This window comes from Mesorhizobium huakuii, assembly GCF_030160235.1.
Taxonomy (GTDB): Bacteria; Pseudomonadota; Alphaproteobacteria; order Rhizobiales; family Rhizobiaceae; genus Mesorhizobium; species Mesorhizobium huakuii.
In genome coordinates, this window is record NZ_BSNY01000009.1 from 98,019 (window position 1) to 115,295 (window position 17,277).

Here is a 17,277-nt window from a genome sequence, read left to right on the forward strand (position 1 = left end):
AAAGCGCCGTGGCCAATGTCGAACAACTCCAGCCTCGCAAGGGTCCATCCCTTGTGGTTCAGGGCGCCATGCTGCTGGTGGTGACGGCCGCCGCCATCGGCATGGGCTGGATGTCCGGCGGCTATCTCAAGGGCGCCGGGGCACCGTCATCGGTGCCGGCTGCACCTGAAAATGAGGGCAAGGTCGCCGAACCCGCTGCCGCGCAACAGCCTGGCGCGGGGCCGACGCTTGTCGCGCTGGCGCCGATCACCACCAACATCGCCTCACCCGCCGACACCTGGATCAGGATGGAAGTATCCGTGGTCTACGACGCGCCACAGCCGCCGGCGATGACGGAGGACATCCATCAGGACCTTCTGGCCTTCGTGCGTACGCTGAAGATGCATCAGATCGAGGGCGCCAGCGGTTACCAGCACCTGAAAGCCGATATCGAGGAACGCGCCTCGATCCGCAGCCAGGGGCACGCCAAACAGGTTCTCATCAGGACATTGCTGCTCGAATGAAGAAGTTCCTTCTCGCCGCGGCGCTGATCGGCGCCGCCACCTCCGTCGCGGCGGCGCAGCAGCTGGACCTGGGGGGCATCGGCAAGGCCGACGGCACCACCGTCGGCTACATCATCCAGATGTTCGGCCTGCTGACCGTGCTGTCGGTGGCGCCCGGGCTGCTGATCATGGTGACGAGCTTCACCCGTTTCGTCATCGCCTTCTCGATCCTGCGCGCCGGCATCGGCCTGCAGTCGACACCGGCGAACCTCATCCTCATTTCGCTGTCGCTGTTCATGACCTTCTATGTCATGGCGCCGACCTTCGATCAGGCCTGGAACACCGGCGTCAAGCCGTTGATGGACAACCAGATCAGCCAGACCGAGGCCTTCGAGAAGATCTCGGATCCGTTCCGCACTTTCATGCTGCACAATGTGCGCGACAAGGATTTCGACCTTTTCGCCGACCTCGCCCGCGAGCGCGGCCAGGTCGTCGCCAAGGAGACGGTCGACCTGCGCATCCTGGTGCCCGCCTTCATGATCTCCGAGATCCGCCGCGGTTTCGAGATCGGCTTCCTGATCGTGCTGCCATTCCTGGTCATCGATCTGATCGTCGCCACCATCACCATGGCGATGGGCATGATGATGCTGCCGCCCACCGTTGTCTCGCTGCCGTTCAAGATCCTGTTCTTTGTCCTGATCGATGGCTGGAACCTGCTCGTCGGCAGCCTGGTGCGCTCCTTCACCTGACCCCGCCATCCCACGCCTGCCCGATAGGGCCGGCAGTGCGCCGGACGTCGTCGATTTTTTCTCGAATTATTTTCGATTAACCGTCCGATTTAGTCCTTTGGTAGGAACTCGCCGCCATAGTCGCTCGCAGATGGCGGGTGATCTCTCGACGATCATTGGCATGATGCCGCTCCGTCATACCGGAAAAGCCGGTATGTCAAAAAAACACCTGTAAAAACAAGGTACGAGTAGCCATGGCCAGTATCATGACGAACAGCGCCGCATTGACGGCCCTGCAGAGCCTCAACGCCACCCAGAACAGCCTCTCCACCACCCAGTCCCGCATCTCGACGGGCTACCGCGTCTCCCAGGCTTCGGACAACGCCGCCTACTGGTCGATCGCCACCACGATGCGCTCCGACAACCAGGCCATGTCCACCGTTTCGGACTCGCTCGGCCTCGGCGCCTCGAAGGTCGACACCGCCTACACCGGCATGAACAGCGCGATCACCACCATCAACACGATCCAGCAGAAGCTGACCGCGTCCTACGGTCAGACCGATGCCGCCAAGGAAAAGACCCAGGTCGAAATCGCCGCTCTTCAGCAGCAGCTGAAGGGTTACGCTGACTCCGCCACCTTCTCCGGCACCAACATGCTGTCGGTGTCCACCGCCACGGGCACGGCCGCCGACGTCCAGATCGTCTCGGCCTTCAACCGCAGTTCCACCGGCGCGGTTTCGCTTTCGACGATCGATGTCAACGTGGAGAGCATCAAGCTCTATGACTCCGGCGCCGCGCCGACCGCCAAGGGCCTTCTGGATACGGCCCGCCTCGGCACCACTGGCGCTGCAACCACCACGGCACAGAACCCGACCCTTGGTGCCGCTCCCGTTGCCGGCGATACCTATTCGGTCGCCTCGCTGAAAATCTTCTCGGGTACCACGGCCGCCAGCGACGCTCAGATCTCGCAGATGATGACCGTCGTCGACGCCGCGCTCAAGGACATGACGACCGCAGCCACCAAGCTCGGCGCCGCCAAGAGCTCCATCGACCTGCAGAAGACCTTCACGCAGAGCTTGATGGACTCCATCGACCGCGGCGTTGGCCAGCTCGTCGATGCCGATATGAACAAGGAATCGACCCGCCTCCAGGCCCTGCAGGTCCAGCAGCAGCTGGGCGTCCAGGCGCTGTCGATCGCCAACGGCTCGTCGCAGTCGATCCTGTCGCTCTTCCGCGGCTGATCGCTCTAGCAGCAGACCAAACCAGACAGACGGGCCGCGCCAAAAAGCGCGGCCCGTTTTGCGTTTGCTCCAGCCCCGCGCAACCCTCGTTCCTTAACCCTCGAAAGCGAGCCTTTAACAGGCCGTTAACCATAACGCGCTAGTCATGGTTAACCATAGCTTACAACGGATTGGCGAATCGGCCCGGTCGGGGCGACGGCAATCGATGGGCGGGCCAGCGGCTCGCGAGGCCAATGCCGGCTTTTGAGAAAGACCGGCCTGGGAAAAAGGAGCGAGTTTCTTGGCGAGCATCATGACGAACGCTGCGGCGTTGACTGCACTTCAAAGCCTCAACGCCACCAACAAATCGCTTGAGCATACACAGTCGCGAATCTCGACGGGCTACAGGGTCTCCGAGGCCTCCGACAACGCCGCCTACTGGTCGATCGCCACGACGATGCGCTCGGACAACCAGGCGCTCTCGACGGTGCAGGATGCGCTCGGCCTCGGCGCCTCGAAGGTCGACACCGCCTATACCGGCATGAACAATGTTCTGACGTCGATCGGCCAGCTCAAGACCAAGCTGCTTTCCACCATCGGCCAGACGGCTGCCGCGAAGGCAAAGACGCAGACGGAAATCACCACGCTTCAGGCGCAGATGAAGTCCTTTGCCGATGCCGCCACCTTCTCGGGCTCGAACTACCTTTCGGTGACGTCAACGCAGGTCGCTGCCCCCAATGACGGCGTCCAGGCCAACGCCAAGATCGTCGCGTCCTTCAATCGCTCCTCCTCCGGCGCCATCTCGCTCGGAACGATCGACATCAATGTCGAGAGCACGAAACTGTTCGACAACGGACTTTCCACCGCCGTCAAGAACCAGGGCACGCTCGACCGCACGACCTCCGTATATGCGACAGCGGCCGCCCAGAACCTTTACGACACCGCCTATGCGGCTGCGATCGCTGGCGGTGGCACGGACATCGCCGCCAACACCGCTGGCCAGACGGCTGCGGGTGCGGTGGTCCCCAGGATCGACAACGTTTCGGCCTTCAATCTCGACATCACGGCAGCGGGCGTGACCGACGACATCATCACCCAGATGATCGGCAAGATCGACAAGGTCATGAGCCAGCTGACCGACCAGGCCACCATCCTCGGCGCCGCCAAGAGCTCCATCGACCTTCAGAAGACCTTCACCCAGAGCCTGATGGACTCCATCGACCGCGGCGTCGGCCAGCTCGTCGATGCCGACATGAACAAGGAATCGACCCGCCTGCAGGCACTGCAGGTCCAGCAGCAGCTCGGCATCCAGTCGCTGTCGATCGCCAACAGCTCCTCGCAGTCGATACTGTCGCTGTTCAAGAACGGCTGATCCGGCCGTAGCTGGCAGACACTGCTTCCTCCAATTCACGGGCCGCGCCGCAAGCGCGGCCCGATTTCATTTTCGCACAAGCTTCGAGGGCTAGTGTTCCGGCGGACAATCATGCTGGGAGTCGCTCTATCGTGCCGGAACAGATCCAGAGCATCATCTCGAATCTCCGCGGTTTTGGCGTGAAGCGCCTCGCCATGCTGGCGGGCATCGCCGTTCTGGTGATGGGCGTCATCGGAATCGCCTCGGTCTATCTCAACCGCCCGGCCTACGACACGCTCTATGTCGGGCTCGACCGCTCCGACGTGAACCAGATCGGCCTGGTGCTGGGCGAGGCCGGCATCGGCTTCGACGTCGGCGCCGACGGAACCTCGGTTCTGGTGCCGGCCGGCACCACGGCGCAGGCGCGCATGCTGCTTGCCGAAAAGGGCCTGCCGACCAGCGCCAATGCCGGCTACGAGCTATTCGACAATGTCGGCGCGATGGGCCTGACCTCGTTCATGCAGCAGATCACCCGCGTGCGTGCGCTCGAAGGCGAGATCGCCCGCACCATCCAGTCCATATCGGGCATCAAGGCGGCACGCGTCCACATCGTCATGTCCGAGCGCGCCAATTTCCGCCGCGACGAACAGCAGCCCTCGGCATCGGTGGTCATCCGCTATGCCGGCATCGACGCCGAGAAAAGCGCCCAGTCGATCCGCCATCTCGTCGCCGCCGCCGTGCCCGGCCTGTCGGCCGACAAGGTGACGGTGCTTGATTCCAACGGCAACCTGCTGGCCGCCGGCGATGATCCCTCCAACACCAGTGCTGCCCGCACGCTCGGCGTCGAGCAGACCGTGGAGGCGCAGATCGGCGACAACATCCGCCGCGCGCTCACCCCCTATCTCGGGCCCGACAATTTCCGCGCCAGCGTCAAGGCCGAGGTCAATACGGACACCCGCCAGACCGAAGAGACGATCTTCGATCCGAATTCACGCGTCGAGCGCTCGGTGCAGTCGGTGCGCGCCAATGAGAACAGCAACCAGAAGCAGGCCTCGACCCCGGCCAGCGTCGAACAGAACCTGCCGGAGACCCAGGCGACCAGCACCGAGGGTCCGCAAACCACCTCGGCGAACGACCGCAAGGAAGAGATCACCAATTACGAGATCAACTCCAAGAAGATCGCCACCGTCTCCAACGGCTACACCGTCACCAAGATGTCGATCGCCGTCGTCGTCAACCAGGACCGGCTGAAGGCGATCCTGGGCAAGGACGCAACACCGGAGCAGATCGCCAAGCGCGTCGCCGAGATCCAGAAGATGGTCACGTCGGCCACCGGCCTCGACGACAAGCGCGGCGACGTCATCGACGTCTCGGCGGTCGAGTTCATCGACGGGCTGGACGGCGAAGCGATCCCGCAGGCTGGAATGCTGGATTCCATCGGCCAGCACGCCGGCACGCTGATCAACGCCGGCGCCTTCATCGTCGTGGTGTTCCTGGTGGCCTTCTTCGGCCTGCGGCCGATGGCGGCCGCGCTGACGGCAAGAGCGACGCCCGCTTTGTCGGGCCCGAACTTCGATGAAGTCCAGCGGTCGCTGCCGACCCCTGAGGCTGCTGCTTCCGCCGATGCGGGCGCCGCCGTCGGCACCTTGCCCGGCTCGCGGCCGGGCACCAATCCGCTCGATGATCTTCGCCAGAAGATCAGGCCAGCGCCACAGGAGCGCCTTGCCCGCATGGTCGACCTCAACGAGGAGCGCACAGCGCAGATCCTGCGCAAATGGGCGGCCCAGGAAGTCGCGGCGTAAACCATGGCCTCCGCAGCCCTTTTCGATCTTCTCCCTGATTTCGGTACGCGCGCGCCGCGCGTGAGCCAGCCCCAGGCCGCGTCCGACCACAAGCCGGAAGCATCCGCACCGCAGGCCGATATCGGCACGCTGATCGCCGAGGCGGTTGCCCAGGCGGAGGCAGCGCTGGCGGAACGGCTTGTCGCTGCCCATGACGCGGCGCTGGAAGCGGAGCGCCAGGCGAATGCCGAGGAAGCCAGGGTTTTCCTGGAAAGCTTCGGCGGCGATATCGGCAAGGCGGTCTCGCTGCGCGTCGACGCCATGGAGACGCGCGTCACGGACCTTGTCACCGCCACGGTCGCCCGCATCATCGGCGGCATTGTCAGCGACGACCTGCAGAAGCGCTCGATCGAAGCGCTTGCCGGCGCGGTTCGCGAAGCCGTCGGCGATGAAGAAGCGGTGCGTATAGCCGTCCGCGGGCCGCTGTCGCTGTTCGAGACGCTCAAGGCATCGCTTGGGCCACGCGCTGCAAATCTCGACTTCGTCGAGGCGCCAGGCTTCGACCTGACCGTGACCATTGACGAGGCCGTGTTCGAGACACGCATCGCCGAATGGTCGGCGACCCTTTCCGAGGTCTTGTCATGAGTGTCGTCGACGCCGATCACGGCAGGCACGAGATCATCATCGTGCGGCGGGCACATGACGACCACGACGAGGGCCATCACGGCGGCGTCTGGAAGATCGCCTTCGCCGACTTCATGACCGCCATGATGTGCTTCTTCCTGGTCATGTGGCTGATCAACGCCGCCAATGAACAGACCAAGGCGGCCGTCGCCAGCTACTTCAACCCGGTCAAGCTCGTCGACCGCGAGTCGAGCCGCAAGGGCCTTGAGGATCTCGGCAATGGGCCGCGCGCGGTCGGGATGACGACCGACGACCCTCAGGAGGCGACAAAAAAGTCTGGACAGGACGGCATCGGCGCGGCGGGCTCATCCAACCGCAAGCAGGACAAGCAGGAGCCGAACAAGGCAGAGCAGTCGGATGAGCATCTGTTCGCCGACCCCTACGCCGTGCTCTCCGAAATCGCCACCGACACCGGCGTCATGCAGAATGTCAGCCAGAAGGGCGATGGCGGCGCGCAAAGCGCCGGGCCGGCGACGGGCGCCTCGGGCGGCGCGTCCTACCGCGATCCCTTCGAGCCGGACTTCTGGTCGCAGCAGGTGGCTACGCCCGCCGCCGAGGCGAGTGCCCAGCGCCCCAAGATCGAGGGCGATCCACTCAAGCCAGGCGACAAGGCCGCCGAGACGCAGGTCGCCAAGGTCAAGGCCGTGCCGCCGGCGCCACCCGTCAAGGATGCCCCGCTCGAGCCCCTGGCCGGGGACGGCAAGGACGCCGCCGCGACGATGGCCAAGGCCGGCGAAGTCAAGGCCGGCGAAACCAGGGCCGGCGAAACCAAGGCCAGTGGAGCCAAGGCCGGCGATGCCAAGGCCGGAGACAGCAAGGCCATAGCTGCCGCCAAGGCGGATGCCGCGGCCGCCGCGCAAGAGACGACCGCGCCTGAAGCCGGGGAGAAGCCGCCGACTGCTGCTGCCGTGCAGGCGGCCGCCGATGTCAAGCAACAGCTGGCCGAAGCCTTCAAGCCCGGCGACAAGCTGCACGACGGCGTCTCGGTCGAAGCCACCGACAAGGGCGTCGTCATCTCGATCACCGACCAGCTCGATTTCGGCATGTTCGAAGTCGGATCGGCGGTGCCGAGCCGCGAACTGGTGCTGGCGATGGAAAAGATCGGCCGCATCGTCAACAGCCAGAAGGGCACCATCAGCATCAACGGCCACACCGATGCGCGCCCCTTCCGGAGCGCCAGCTACGACAATTGGCGGCTGTCGACGGCGCGCGCGCATTCCGCCTACTACATGCTCGTGCGCGGCGGCGTCGACGAACGCCGCATCACCGAGGTCGCCGGCTTCGCCGACCGCCAGCCGAAGGATCCGGCCGATCCCCTGTCGGCGGCCAACCGCCGCATCGAGATCCTGATGGCGACCGGCGGATGAAGCGGGCGGCCGTCACCAGCCGGCTGATGGGCCTGTTGCTGCTGGCAGCCGGATATCCTTCGGCCGGCTTCGCCCAGGACACGCTGCAGCCCTACCAGCTGGTGCGTTCGCTGCAGCTGGTCCAGGACCGCATCGCCGCCGGCGATCACGCCGCGATGCCGATGCAGGCCAAGCTGCTCGAGATGATCGATACTCGGCTGCGCGAAGCGAATGCGGAGGACTTCAAGGACCCCAAGAATTTTCGCGCGCTCCTGGTCTACGGCATGAGCGGCGGCAATCCGGTGACCGTCGAGGCGGCGGTTTCTCGTGCCAAGTCCGTGGATGCCCAGGACCTCTCAATCGCCAAGGGCGTCATAAACTATCTGGTTGGCCGGCCCACTGGCGCAATTGAAGTCTTGAAGCCAATCGATCCTATGACGCTGCCCAGCGACCTCGGCGCTTTTCTTGCCTTGGTCAAAGGATCGCTGATGGCGACGGACGACCCGGTGATGGCGCTCACACTGCTCGATGAGGCCAAGCTGCTCAGCCCTGGCACACTGGTCGAGGAAGCGGCCCTGCGGCGCTCGGTCGGCATCGCCGTGACCCGAGGCGATGCGGCACGGTTCGCACGTGCCTCCACCCAATATGTCGAGCGCTATCTCTACTCGCCCTATGCCAGTCAGTTCGCCGATTCATTCGTCTCCGGCGTCATCACGCTGCACATGTCGATCAGCCAGGACAAGCTCGCCGATATCACCTCGATGATGGATCCCGAGCGCGAGAAAGTAATCTATCTGCGCATCGCCCGCCGCGCCGCGATCGACGGCCTCAGCGAATTGTCGGCCTTCGCGTCTGCGCGGGCCGAGCAGGGCCGCGACGGCAACACCAATCAGGGCGATCCGCGCGCCCAGCTGTACTCGAGCCTGTCCACGGTGACTTCCGGTACGATCGAAGACGTGCGCACCAAGCTCGGCAAGATCGACCGCAGCAAGCTGTCGGACGGTGACCGTGCCCTGCTCGACGCCGCTCAGGCGATTGCGGGTGAAGTGGTGGCGCCGCCTGCTTCCCTTCCGGCCGCGGCTCCGGCGCCTGCGTCCCTTGTACCACAGCCCAAATCCGAGATCGCCGCCACGCAGGCCGCCGACGCGGCCGGCTTGCCACCCGTCGAGGGTGCCGTCTCCGAACAGCCCGCCATTGCGCCATCCGGCGGGACAGTGGCCGCTGCGCCGAACGCGCCGGCGCCTTCAGCCGAGGCGGCAACGGTCCTGCCGGCATCGGCGCCTGCAACCGCTGCGGGTCCCGACACGACCGATCCGACCGACGCCGCCATGATGAAAACCCGTCGACAGCTCGACCTGATCGACCAGATGCTTGGAGCCGCCCCGAAATGACCCCCAGCCTCGGTCCGGCCTTGCCAGGATTTACCGCCGCGCGCACGGCGGAGCAGCCGGCCGCGCCCGGCAAGAAGGATGATGCCGGTTTCGGCAAGATGGTGCATGGCCGCGCAGGCCAGTCGGACAAGCAGCCGGCCACCGAGGCCGGCGGGCGCGATCCGCGCTGGAGCAAGCTCGCCGCCGGCCTTGCGGCACAGGCAGGCGAGGACGAGCCGATGCCGACCGGCGAGGTGAGGACCGCGCCCACCAGATCGACGGCAGCAAAATCCATGAAGGACGGCAAGGACGTCGGGGCGGACAAGGACGCCGATAACGAAACAGCCGCGACCGACACCGGCGCAATGCCGCTCGACGATCATCTGCCTTTGCTGATGGCGTTTCATGACCTGCGCCATTTCTCGACATCGGCCAAGTCAGCCGACGCCAGCGTGGCCGGACAGGAACCGACGCCTGACGGGCAGCTCCTGTCGAAAGCCTATCGCGCGACATCCGCCGCCGGGCACGACGACCTCGAACCAATGCCGAAGCCTGAGCGGGTCTCACTCGTCGACGGGCCGCTGACAAAGCTCGAGTCCGTCCGCAACGCAAGCGCCGGCACTGGCGCGCCACGGCGTGACAATGCAATCGCCGCTGGCCCGCTGCCCGAGACGACAACCGCCGATGGGCCGGGCGTCGAACCGAAGCAGGCGGCGCCGCAGCTGAAGTCCATCGCCGACGTTCAGTCCTCGTTGCGGTCGGAGCCAGGAAAACAGCTCTCGGCCCAGGCGCGCGTCGACGTGGTTTCCGAGCGCAGCTTCCCTGCCCCGCCGCAGGCGCCGATGAGCCAGGCAGCACTCAACGTAATCAACGCCGTAGCGGCCGATGTTGGCACGAAGCAGGCGTTTTCGGCAGCCTCCGCGACCACCCAGATGGCTGGCTCTGTTGCCGTTCCGACACATGTGTTGAAGATCGAACTTCACCCGGCCGAACTGGGCATGGTCACCGCCCATCTTCGCCTCTCGGGAGAACAACTCTCGATTGAATTGAAGCCCGAAACACACGACGCCTACCGCCGGCTTTCCAGCGACAGCGAGGCAATCGTCAAGTCGCTGCGCGGGCTGGGCTTCGAGGTTGATAAGGTCACCATCATGCAACCTTCGGTAGCCGTTCCGGCTGCAACCCGGGCGGATGCAACCGCCTCGCTCACTACCGCGCCTGGCCGCGACCAGTCCGCCTTTCAGCCCGGAAACTCCAGCGGCGGCAACAATGGAGCCGGCGGCCAGCAACCGGGCCAGCAGCCCGCAAGGGGTAATCATGATGACGCGCAAGCCCACGGCCGCGCCGCTTCGCCATCTCGCGAGCGCGCTGGCGGCGATATGTTTATCTAGCCTCGCCAACGCCGCCCTCGCCGCCACCAATCCCTGCGAGCCCGAGATCCTGCGCGCCGCCGACCGCTATGGCGTGCCCGCCGGTATCCTCTATGCCGTCGGCCTGACCGAGACGGGCAACAAAGGCAGCCTTCAGCCCAACGCATTGAATATAGAAGGAAAAGCGGTCTTCCCGAGAAGCCGCGCCGAAGCGCTTGCCGCCTTCGCCAATGCGCAGCGCGAGGGCAAGACGCTGATCGATCTCGGCTGCATGCAGATCAACCACCACTATCATTCCTCGCACTTCCGCAGCGTCGAGGACATGCTCGACCCGCGCCAGAACGTCGACTACGCGGCGCGCTTCCTGGCCAGTCTCCATGCCCGCCACGAGACCTGGTCGATGGCCGTCGCCCGCTACCATGCCGGCCCCGACAACGACCCGGCACAGAAGGTCTATGTCTGCAGGGTGATCGCCAACATGGTTGCCACCGGTTTCGGCAAATGGACAACCAACGCCCGCGCCTTCTGCAACCCGTAAGCGTATCTTCTGCTCCTGATACGCCCGTCGCGCCGCTCCGGGGTTGCCGTTTTGACTTACCCGGAACTTCCCCTCGCAAGCATATCTGGCTGCACGCTAATGCAACCGGCACGATTCCAGACTCCCAAGAAACTAGTTACAAGAAATGACGGTTGTTCAGGATTCCCACCAGCGGTTACGCCTTTCCCCACGGGGCAAATGTGCTGATTCGGAGGCGGGGCCGATGATCGTGATCGTTGACGAGCGAGAGCTCGTAACTGAGGGATACAATTCACTTTTTGATCGCGAGGGCGTCGCCTGCGCGGGCTTCGCGCCCGGCGAATTCGGCGAGTGGGTCAACTCGGCCGCCGACACCGACCTGCGATCGGTGCGGGCATTCCTCATCGGCGACTGCCGCGACGGCGCCATCTCTCCGCGCCAGATCCGCGACCGCACCGGCGCTCCGGTCATTGCGCTCAGCGAGCAGCATTCACTGGAAAACACGCTGCGGTTGTTCGAGAGCGGCGTCGACGATGTCATCCGCAAGCCCGTCCACATCAGAGAGATCCTGGCCCGCATCACCGCCATCCGCCGCCGCGCCCATGAGGATGTCGCCTACACCGAGATCGGCGCCATGCGCATCTTCATGGACGGCCGCGACCCCGAGATCGACGGCCAGCCGCTGCCCTTGCCGCGCCGCGAACGCCGCATCCTCGAATATCTGGCGAGCAACCGCGGCCGGCGCGTCACCAAGACCCAGGTCTTCAACGCCATCTACGGCATCTTCGACGAAGAGGTCGAGGAGAACGTGGTGGAGAGCCACATCAGCAAATTGCGCAAGAAGCTGCGCGAGAAGCTGGGCACCGACCCGATCGATTCCAAACGCTTCCTCGGCTACCGGCTCGTCTTCTGATGCCGCGTCGCGCCAGCCTCGCGCAAGACAGGACGCGTAGCCTCGCCGCCAGTGGCATGGATATTGCGGAGACATCTCGATGAGCCTCTACGGAATGATGCGGACCGGCGTTTCCGGCATGAACGCCCAGGCCAACCGCCTGTCGACAACAGCCGACAACATCGCGAACTCCGACACCACCGGCTACAAGCGGTCCTCGGCCGAGTTCTCGACCCTGATCATGCCGTCGACTGGCGGCGCCTATAATTCCGGCGGTGTCACCACCACGATCCGGCAGGCTGTCAGCGATCCGGGCGTGCTGCAGTACACGACCTCGGTCTCCGACCTTGCCGTCAGCGGCGATGGTTTCTTCGTCGTCCAGGATCCGAGCGGCACGCCGTTCCTGACCCGCGCCGGCGCCTTCGTTCCCGATGCACAGGGCAGGCTGGTCAACGCGGCAGGCTTCCAGCTGATGGCCTACAGCTACGCCAATGGCACACCGGCGGCGACGGTGAACGGCTTCGAAGGCCTCGAGCCGGTCATCATCTCCGACCAGGGATTGACCGCAACGCCGAGCACCCAGGGTACTTACAGCGGTAATCTGCCGGCAGGTGCGACGCCGGTCGTCGCCGCCAACCTGCCCGGTGCCAATGCCGCCACCGCGCAGTACACCTCGAAATCGTCGATGGTCGCCTATGACAACCTCGGCAACAAGAAGCTGCTCGACGTCTATTTCACCAACACCGGTGCCGGCACCTGGCAGGTCGCGGTTTTCGATCAGTCGAAGGCGACGCCAGGAACATCGTTCCCCTACACCGGCGGCGCGCTCGGCACGGCCAACCTGACCTTCGACACCACCACCGGCAAGCTCACCGGCGCGACCACGGGCGTTTCATTCACCGTGCCGGGCGGCGCGAGCCTCAATCTCGATCTGTCCAAGCTGACGCAGCTCGGCACGGGCTTCACGGTCTCCGACGCCCAGGTCAACGGCAACGCACCCAGCACCATCGACAAGGTGCAGATCAGCAAGGACGGCACCATCTACGCCCAGTACAAGGACGGCTCCACCAAGCCGCTCTACAAGATTCCTTTGGCCGACGTGCAGAGCCCCGACCAGCTCAAGGCCCTGCCCGGCAACGTCTACGCGCAAGGCACCGACTCCGGCGCGATCCGCGTCGGCTTCGCCAATGAAGGCAAGGCCGGTTCGATCATCTCCGGCGCGCTCGAAAATTCCAACGTCGATATCGCCGAGGAATTGACCGACATGATCGCGGCGCAGCGCAGCTACACCGCCAATTCGAAAGTCTTCCAGACCGGTTCCGACCTGATGGACGTCCTTGTCAACCTGAAGAGATAAACCGGGCGTGGCCCGTGAAAGACCAGCATGTCGTTATCTTCCGCATTGAGCATCGCCCAATCGGCGCTTATGAGTACCGCGCGTCAGACCAGCGTTGTCACGCGCAACGTCTCGGACGCATCCAACCCGGACTACACGCGCCGTATCGCCGTCGTCACCAGCACGGCGCCCGGCGCGCGTTCGGTTGATATCCAGCGCGTCGCCAACGACCTGCTCTTCCGGCAGAATCTCAGCGCCTTGTCGGCCTACAGCGGTCAGAATGCGCTCTACAGCGGCATGGATCAGCTGGACGTTTCGGTCAATGGCGTCGACAATGCGTCCTCGCCCTCGACCGCCATCGCCAATCTGCAGCAGGCGCTGCAGCTCTACGCCACCTCGCCGTCCAACCAGAATCTCGGCTCCAGCGTCATCGACGCGGCCAAGCAGGTCGTGCGCTCCCTGAATGAAGGTTCCAAGGCCATTCAGGATTTCCGCACCCAGACCGACGGCCAGATCGACACGGCGGTCAAGGACCTCAACTCGCTGCTTGGCCAGTTCCAGAACGCCAACCAGGCGGTCATTTCCGGAACCCGTTCCGGCACCGATGTTTCCGATGCGCTCGACCAGCGCGACGCGCTGCTGAAGAAGATCGCGGACTATGTTCCGATATCAACCTTCACGCGCGGCGACAACGACATGGTCATCACCACGGGCGACGGCACCACGCTGTTCGAGACGATACCGCGTACGGTCAGCTTCACGCCGTCGGCCGGCTATGCCGCCGGAGCCTCCGGCAACACCATCTATATCGACAACGTGCCGGTCTCGGCGGGAAGCGGCGGCAACACCACCGCCAGCGGCAAGCTTGCCGGCCTGCTGCAACTGCGCGACGGCGTCGCCTCGACCATGCAGAGCCAGCTCGACGAGACCGCGCGCGGCCTGATCACGGCCTTTGCCGAGACCGCGCCCTCGATGCCCAACGCCGCTGGCCTGTTCACCTGGTCCGGCGCGCCGGCGGTGCCGGCAGCGGGTACGCTGGTCAACGGCCTGGCCGGCACGATCAGCATCAATGCGGCGATGAATCCGAGCACTGGCGGCAATCCGACATTGCTGCGCGACGGCGGCGCCAACGGTGCCGCCTATGTCGCCAACACCAGCGGCGGCGCTTCCTACTCCAGCCTCCTGGTCACCTATGGCGACCGGCTCGACCAGCCGATGACGTTCGACCCCGCCGCCGGCATTTCGGCAACATCCAGCGTTTCCAACTACGCCGCCAATTCGATCGGCTGGCTCCAGGCCATGCGCCAGCAGGCTTCGACCGCCGCCGACGCGAAGGAAGCGCTGGCACAGCGCGGCTCCGAGGCGCTATCCAATGCGACCGGCGTCAATGTCGACCAGGAAATGTCGCTGATGCTCGACCTCGAACATACCTATCAGGCATCGGCCCGGATGATGAAGACCGTCGACGACATGCTGACGGCCCTGTTGAACGCGGTGGGATAATCCATGACTTCAGTCTCTTCGGCCGCCCTCACCAACGCCATGCGCTATCAACAGATGCGCATGCAGGCCGACCTGGTCAAAGCCACGAAGGAATCCTCGACCGGCAGGGTCGCCGATGTCGGCCTGGCACTGGGCGGACGCACCGCGCAGTCCGTCACCTTCTCGCGCGACCTCGACCGGCTGAACGTGATCGTCGATTCCAACGGGCTGGTCACCGCAAGGCTTGCGTCGACGCAGACGTCGCTCGGCCAGCTCTCCGGCGTGGCGCAGACCTTCCTGTCCGCCCTGACCACCGCGTCGTCGGGCGACAACTCCAACAGCCTGACCCAATCGACCGGCCAGACGACCCTTCAGCAGCTTACCTCGATCCTCAACACCAGCGTCAACGGCGAATATCTGTTTGCCGGCACCAATACAGACGTCAAGCCGATCAACGATTTCACGGCCGCCGGCTCACCGGCCAAGGCCGCCTTCGACGCCTCCTTCGTCGCCAAATTCGGCTTCACGCCCAACGATCCGGCCGCAGCCAACATCACCGCCGCCCAGATGGACGATTTCATCACCAACGACGTTGCACCGCAGTTCCTCGGCGCCGGCTGGCAGACCAACATGTCGAACGCCACCGACCAGCAGATCGTCAGCCGCATCGCGCTCAACGAAACCACCGAGACCTCGACCAGCGCCAACAGCGACGGCATCAGGAAGCTCGCCATGGCCGCGGCAATGGTTTCCAGCCTGATGTCCAGCAACATCAGCCGGGCAGCCAAGGACAGCATCGTCAGCCACTCGCAGACACTGGTCGGCGAGGCGCTGAGCGGCATCGCACAAGTCCAGTCGGAGACCGGCATCGTGCAGAAGCGCGTCTCCGATGCCAGCGACCGCATGAAGACGCAGATCGATCTGTTCGAACGCCATATCCTCGATCTCGAAGCCGTCGACCCGGCCACGGCCGCCACCAGGGTCGCGGATCTGACGCAGCATATCGAGACGTCCTTCGCTCTGACAGCGCGCCTGCAGCAGCTCAGCCTGTTGAAATACCTGACCTGATAACTTCCAGCGGAACGGTAGAGCCGACGATGTACCAATTCTCCTACGCCGACGTCCAAAGCACCTCCGTCTCGGACGCCAAGGACCGTGAGCGCGAACTCCTGACCCGCTCGATCGACATGCTGTCGGCAGCCGCCGCGGCCGGCCAGGATTCGATGCAAGCGATCGAGGCGCTGAATTTCACCAACCGCGTCTGGACCATCTTCGTCGAGGATCTTGGCTCCAGCGACAATGCGCTTCCCAAGGAATTGCGTGCCAACCTGATTTCCATCGGCCTTTGGCTGCTGCGCGAGGCGGAGGACATCCGCCAGGGCCGCACCAACAATTTCGAAGGGCTGATCGAAGTGTCCCAGATCATCCGCGACGGCATTCAATGACCAACACGCTGAAGATATCGCTGAAGCCCAACGAGAAGATCTACATCAACGGCGCCGTCATCCGCGTCGACCGCAAGGTCACCATCGAACTGATGAACGACGTGCAATTCCTGCTCGAAAGCCATGTGATCCAGGCCGACCAGGCGTCGACGCCGCTCAGGCAGCTCTATTTCATCGTGCAGGTCATGCTGATCAACCCGGCCGGCGCTGATGACGCCCGCGAGATGTTCCGCCGCTCGCTGCCGTTGCTCATCGCAAGTTTCGAGGACGCCGAGATCTGCAGCGCACTGAAGCAGATCGACCGCATGGTCGGCGAGGACCATATTTACGAGGCCTTGAAGGCGATCCGTTCGCTCTACCCTCTCGAACGCCGCGCGCTTGGCGGCAATGACGATGTTCCGGGCGCACCGCGCCCGCTGGCCGTGGGAGCACGCTACTGATGACCGTGGACATGACGACGACGATACCGGTTGGCGCCAATTCGACCACCAAGTCGACCTCCAAGACAGCGGTCGACTACCAGTCCTTCCTGAAGCTTCTGATCGCCGAGATGAAGAATCAGGATCCGACCAAGCCGATGGATTCGACGCAGTACGTCGCCCAGCTCGCCACCTTCTCGCAGGTCGAACAGTCGGTGCAAAGCAACACCAAGCTCGACCAGATCATGCAGTCCTCGGCGCTGTCGCAGGCCGATGCGATCATCGGCCGCTCGATCACGTCGGCCGACGGCAAGACCACCGGAATAGTGGCCTCGGTGACGCTCGCCAGCAGCGGGCTGATCGCGGTGCTGCAGGATGGCACCAAGGTCCCCGTCGGCCCGGGCGTCTCGATCAAGCCGGCAAGCTAGGCCAAGCGCCCGCATGAACGAGGCCGACGCCCTCGACATCGTCCAGTACGCGGTGTGGACGGTGCTGACCGCGTCCGCTCCGGTGGTGCTGGTCGCCATGGCGGTCGGCATCGGCATCGCCCTCATCCAGGCGCTGACGCAGATCCAGGAAATCACCCTGACCTTCGTGCCGAAGATCGTCGCCATCATGCTGGTGGTGGCGCTCACGGGCCCGTTCATCGGCGGCCAGATATCGGCCTTCACCAACGTCATCTTCCAGCGCATCCAGAACGGGTTCTGAAACCTGCGAGGGAGGATGCCGCGGCTTCCATCCGGAATTGCCCCAAACCAGCCGCCCGCTTGCGGCTGGCCCGGTTCCGGCTAGATTGCCATCCAGGCCGCTCCCGGCCAGGCGATCGTTCTGTTCCAATGCCCCCTAGACGTTCC

The 17,277-nt window shown here is 64.5% G+C and carries 18 protein-coding genes; all 18 read left to right on the forward strand.

What is annotated here, in order from left to right:
* Positions 1-8: 8 nt before the first annotated feature.
* The 18 genes from QQK95_RS02845 to fliQ all read left to right on the forward strand — a co-directional run bounded on the left by QQK95_RS02845 (position 9) and on the right by fliQ (position 17,131).
* Positions 9-503 (forward strand): flagellar basal body-associated FliL family protein, encoded by a 495-nt coding sequence (locus QQK95_RS02845; protein ID WP_284268690.1) that lies wholly within the window; start codon positions 9-11, stop codon positions 501-503.
* On the forward strand, positions 500-1,231 hold the full coding sequence (gene fliP / locus QQK95_RS02850) for a flagellar type III secretion system pore protein FliP (protein WP_019860957.1): 732 nt from the start codon (positions 500-502) through the stop codon (positions 1,229-1,231). The genes QQK95_RS02845 and fliP overlap by 4 nt, the downstream gene beginning before the upstream one ends.
* Before the next feature lie 233 nt (positions 1,232-1,464).
* On the forward strand, positions 1,465-2,451 hold the full coding sequence (locus QQK95_RS02855; protein WP_284268694.1) for a flagellin N-terminal helical domain-containing protein: 987 nt from the start codon (positions 1,465-1,467) through the stop codon (positions 2,449-2,451).
* A gap of 280 nt (positions 2,452-2,731) precedes the next feature.
* Positions 2,732-3,802, forward strand: coding sequence for a flagellin N-terminal helical domain-containing protein (locus QQK95_RS02860; RefSeq protein WP_284268697.1), 1,071 nt, complete (start codon positions 2,732-2,734; stop codon positions 3,800-3,802).
* A 131-nt stretch (positions 3,803-3,933) separates the two neighbouring features.
* Positions 3,934-5,583 carry a flagellar basal-body MS-ring/collar protein FliF gene (fliF, locus tag QQK95_RS02865; protein ID WP_284268699.1) on the forward strand — a complete coding sequence of 550 codons (1,650 nt, stop codon included), beginning with the start codon at positions 3,934-3,936 and terminating at the stop codon, positions 5,581-5,583.
* A gap of 3 nt (positions 5,584-5,586) precedes the next feature.
* On the forward strand, positions 5,587-6,207 hold the full coding sequence (locus QQK95_RS02870; protein WP_284268701.1) for a hypothetical protein: 621 nt from the start codon (positions 5,587-5,589) through the stop codon (positions 6,205-6,207).
* The gene (locus tag QQK95_RS02875) at positions 6,204-7,613 is read left to right on the forward strand and encodes a MotB family protein (RefSeq protein ID WP_284268703.1); all 1,410 of its coding nucleotides are present in this window, start codon (positions 6,204-6,206) and stop codon (positions 7,611-7,613) included. Before QQK95_RS02870 ends, QQK95_RS02875 begins: the two co-directional genes overlap by 4 nt.
* Positions 7,610-8,983 carry a chemotaxis protein MotC gene (locus QQK95_RS02880; protein ID WP_284268705.1) on the forward strand — a complete coding sequence of 458 codons (1,374 nt, stop codon included), beginning with the start codon at positions 7,610-7,612 and terminating at the stop codon, positions 8,981-8,983. Before QQK95_RS02875 ends, QQK95_RS02880 begins: the two co-directional genes overlap by 4 nt.
* Positions 8,980-10,353 (forward strand): flagellar hook-length control protein FliK, encoded by a 1,374-nt coding sequence (fliK, locus tag QQK95_RS02885; RefSeq protein WP_284268707.1) that lies wholly within the window; start codon positions 8,980-8,982, stop codon positions 10,351-10,353. The genes QQK95_RS02880 and fliK overlap by 4 nt, the downstream gene beginning before the upstream one ends.
* Complete coding sequence (locus tag QQK95_RS02890; RefSeq protein ID WP_284268709.1) at positions 10,283-10,870, forward strand: transglycosylase SLT domain-containing protein; 588 nt, start codon at positions 10,283-10,285, stop codon at positions 10,868-10,870. Before fliK ends, QQK95_RS02890 begins: the two co-directional genes overlap by 71 nt.
* 223 nt (positions 10,871-11,093) lie before the next feature.
* Positions 11,094-11,762, forward strand: coding sequence for a response regulator transcription factor (locus QQK95_RS02895; RefSeq protein WP_010911291.1), 669 nt, complete (start codon positions 11,094-11,096; stop codon positions 11,760-11,762).
* Between the two features lie 79 nt (positions 11,763-11,841).
* Complete coding sequence (locus tag QQK95_RS02900) at positions 11,842-13,098, forward strand: flagellar hook protein FlgE (protein ID WP_284268713.1); 1,257 nt, start codon at positions 11,842-11,844, stop codon at positions 13,096-13,098.
* Between the two features lie 27 nt (positions 13,099-13,125).
* Entirely contained in the window at positions 13,126-14,580 is a 1,455-nt protein-coding gene (gene flgK, locus QQK95_RS02905; RefSeq protein WP_284268715.1) for a flagellar hook-associated protein FlgK, read from the forward strand.
* 3 nt (positions 14,581-14,583) lie between these two features.
* On the forward strand, positions 14,584-15,627 hold the full coding sequence (locus QQK95_RS02910; RefSeq protein ID WP_284268717.1) for a flagellar hook-associated family protein: 1,044 nt from the start codon (positions 14,584-14,586) through the stop codon (positions 15,625-15,627).
* A 29-nt stretch (positions 15,628-15,656) separates the two neighbouring features.
* Positions 15,657-16,004 carry a flagellar biosynthesis regulator FlaF gene (gene flaF, locus QQK95_RS02915; protein WP_284268718.1) on the forward strand — a complete coding sequence of 116 codons (348 nt, stop codon included), beginning with the start codon at positions 15,657-15,659 and terminating at the stop codon, positions 16,002-16,004.
* Positions 16,001-16,444: a flagellar biosynthesis repressor FlbT gene (flbT, locus tag QQK95_RS02920; protein ID WP_010911296.1), complete on the forward strand. Its 444-nt coding sequence runs from the start codon at positions 16,001-16,003 to the stop codon at positions 16,442-16,444. The genes flaF and flbT overlap by 4 nt, the downstream gene beginning before the upstream one ends.
* Positions 16,444-16,851, forward strand: a complete 408-nt coding sequence (gene flgD / locus QQK95_RS02925; RefSeq protein WP_010911297.1) for a flagellar hook assembly protein FlgD — start codon at positions 16,444-16,446, stop codon at positions 16,849-16,851. The genes flbT and flgD overlap by 1 nt, the downstream gene beginning before the upstream one ends.
* A gap of 13 nt (positions 16,852-16,864) precedes the next feature.
* Positions 16,865-17,131, forward strand: a complete 267-nt coding sequence (gene fliQ, locus QQK95_RS02930; RefSeq protein ID WP_010911298.1) for a flagellar biosynthesis protein FliQ — start codon at positions 16,865-16,867, stop codon at positions 17,129-17,131.
* Positions 17,132-17,277 lie beyond the last annotated feature (146 nt).

Coding starts and splice junctions, on each gene's coding strand:
- fliP (WP_019860957.1), top strand. CDS start 500: ATGAAGAAGTTCCTTCTCGCCGCGGCGCTGATCGGCGCCGCCACCTCC.
- QQK95_RS02855 (WP_284268694.1), top strand. CDS start 1,465: ATGGCCAGTATCATGACGAACAGCGCCGCATTGACGGCCCTGCAGAGC.
- QQK95_RS02870 (WP_284268701.1), top strand. CDS start 5,587: ATGGCCTCCGCAGCCCTTTTCGATCTTCTCCCTGATTTCGGTACGCGC.
- QQK95_RS02875 (WP_284268703.1), top strand. CDS start 6,204: ATGAGTGTCGTCGACGCCGATCACGGCAGGCACGAGATCATCATCGTG.
- QQK95_RS02880 (WP_284268705.1), top strand. CDS start 7,610: ATGAAGCGGGCGGCCGTCACCAGCCGGCTGATGGGCCTGTTGCTGCTG.
- fliK (WP_284268707.1), top strand. CDS start 8,980: ATGACCCCCAGCCTCGGTCCGGCCTTGCCAGGATTTACCGCCGCGCGC.
- QQK95_RS02890 (WP_284268709.1), top strand. CDS start 10,283: ATGACGCGCAAGCCCACGGCCGCGCCGCTTCGCCATCTCGCGAGCGCG.
- QQK95_RS02895 (WP_010911291.1), top strand. CDS start 11,094: ATGATCGTGATCGTTGACGAGCGAGAGCTCGTAACTGAGGGATACAAT.
- QQK95_RS02900 (WP_284268713.1), top strand. CDS start 11,842: ATGAGCCTCTACGGAATGATGCGGACCGGCGTTTCCGGCATGAACGCC.
- flgK (WP_284268715.1), top strand. CDS start 13,126: ATGTCGTTATCTTCCGCATTGAGCATCGCCCAATCGGCGCTTATGAGT.
- QQK95_RS02910 (WP_284268717.1), top strand. CDS start 14,584: ATGACTTCAGTCTCTTCGGCCGCCCTCACCAACGCCATGCGCTATCAA.
- flaF (WP_284268718.1), top strand. CDS start 15,657: ATGTACCAATTCTCCTACGCCGACGTCCAAAGCACCTCCGTCTCGGAC.
- flbT (WP_010911296.1), top strand. CDS start 16,001: ATGACCAACACGCTGAAGATATCGCTGAAGCCCAACGAGAAGATCTAC.
- flgD (WP_010911297.1), top strand. CDS start 16,444: ATGACCGTGGACATGACGACGACGATACCGGTTGGCGCCAATTCGACC.
- fliQ (WP_010911298.1), top strand. CDS start 16,865: ATGAACGAGGCCGACGCCCTCGACATCGTCCAGTACGCGGTGTGGACG.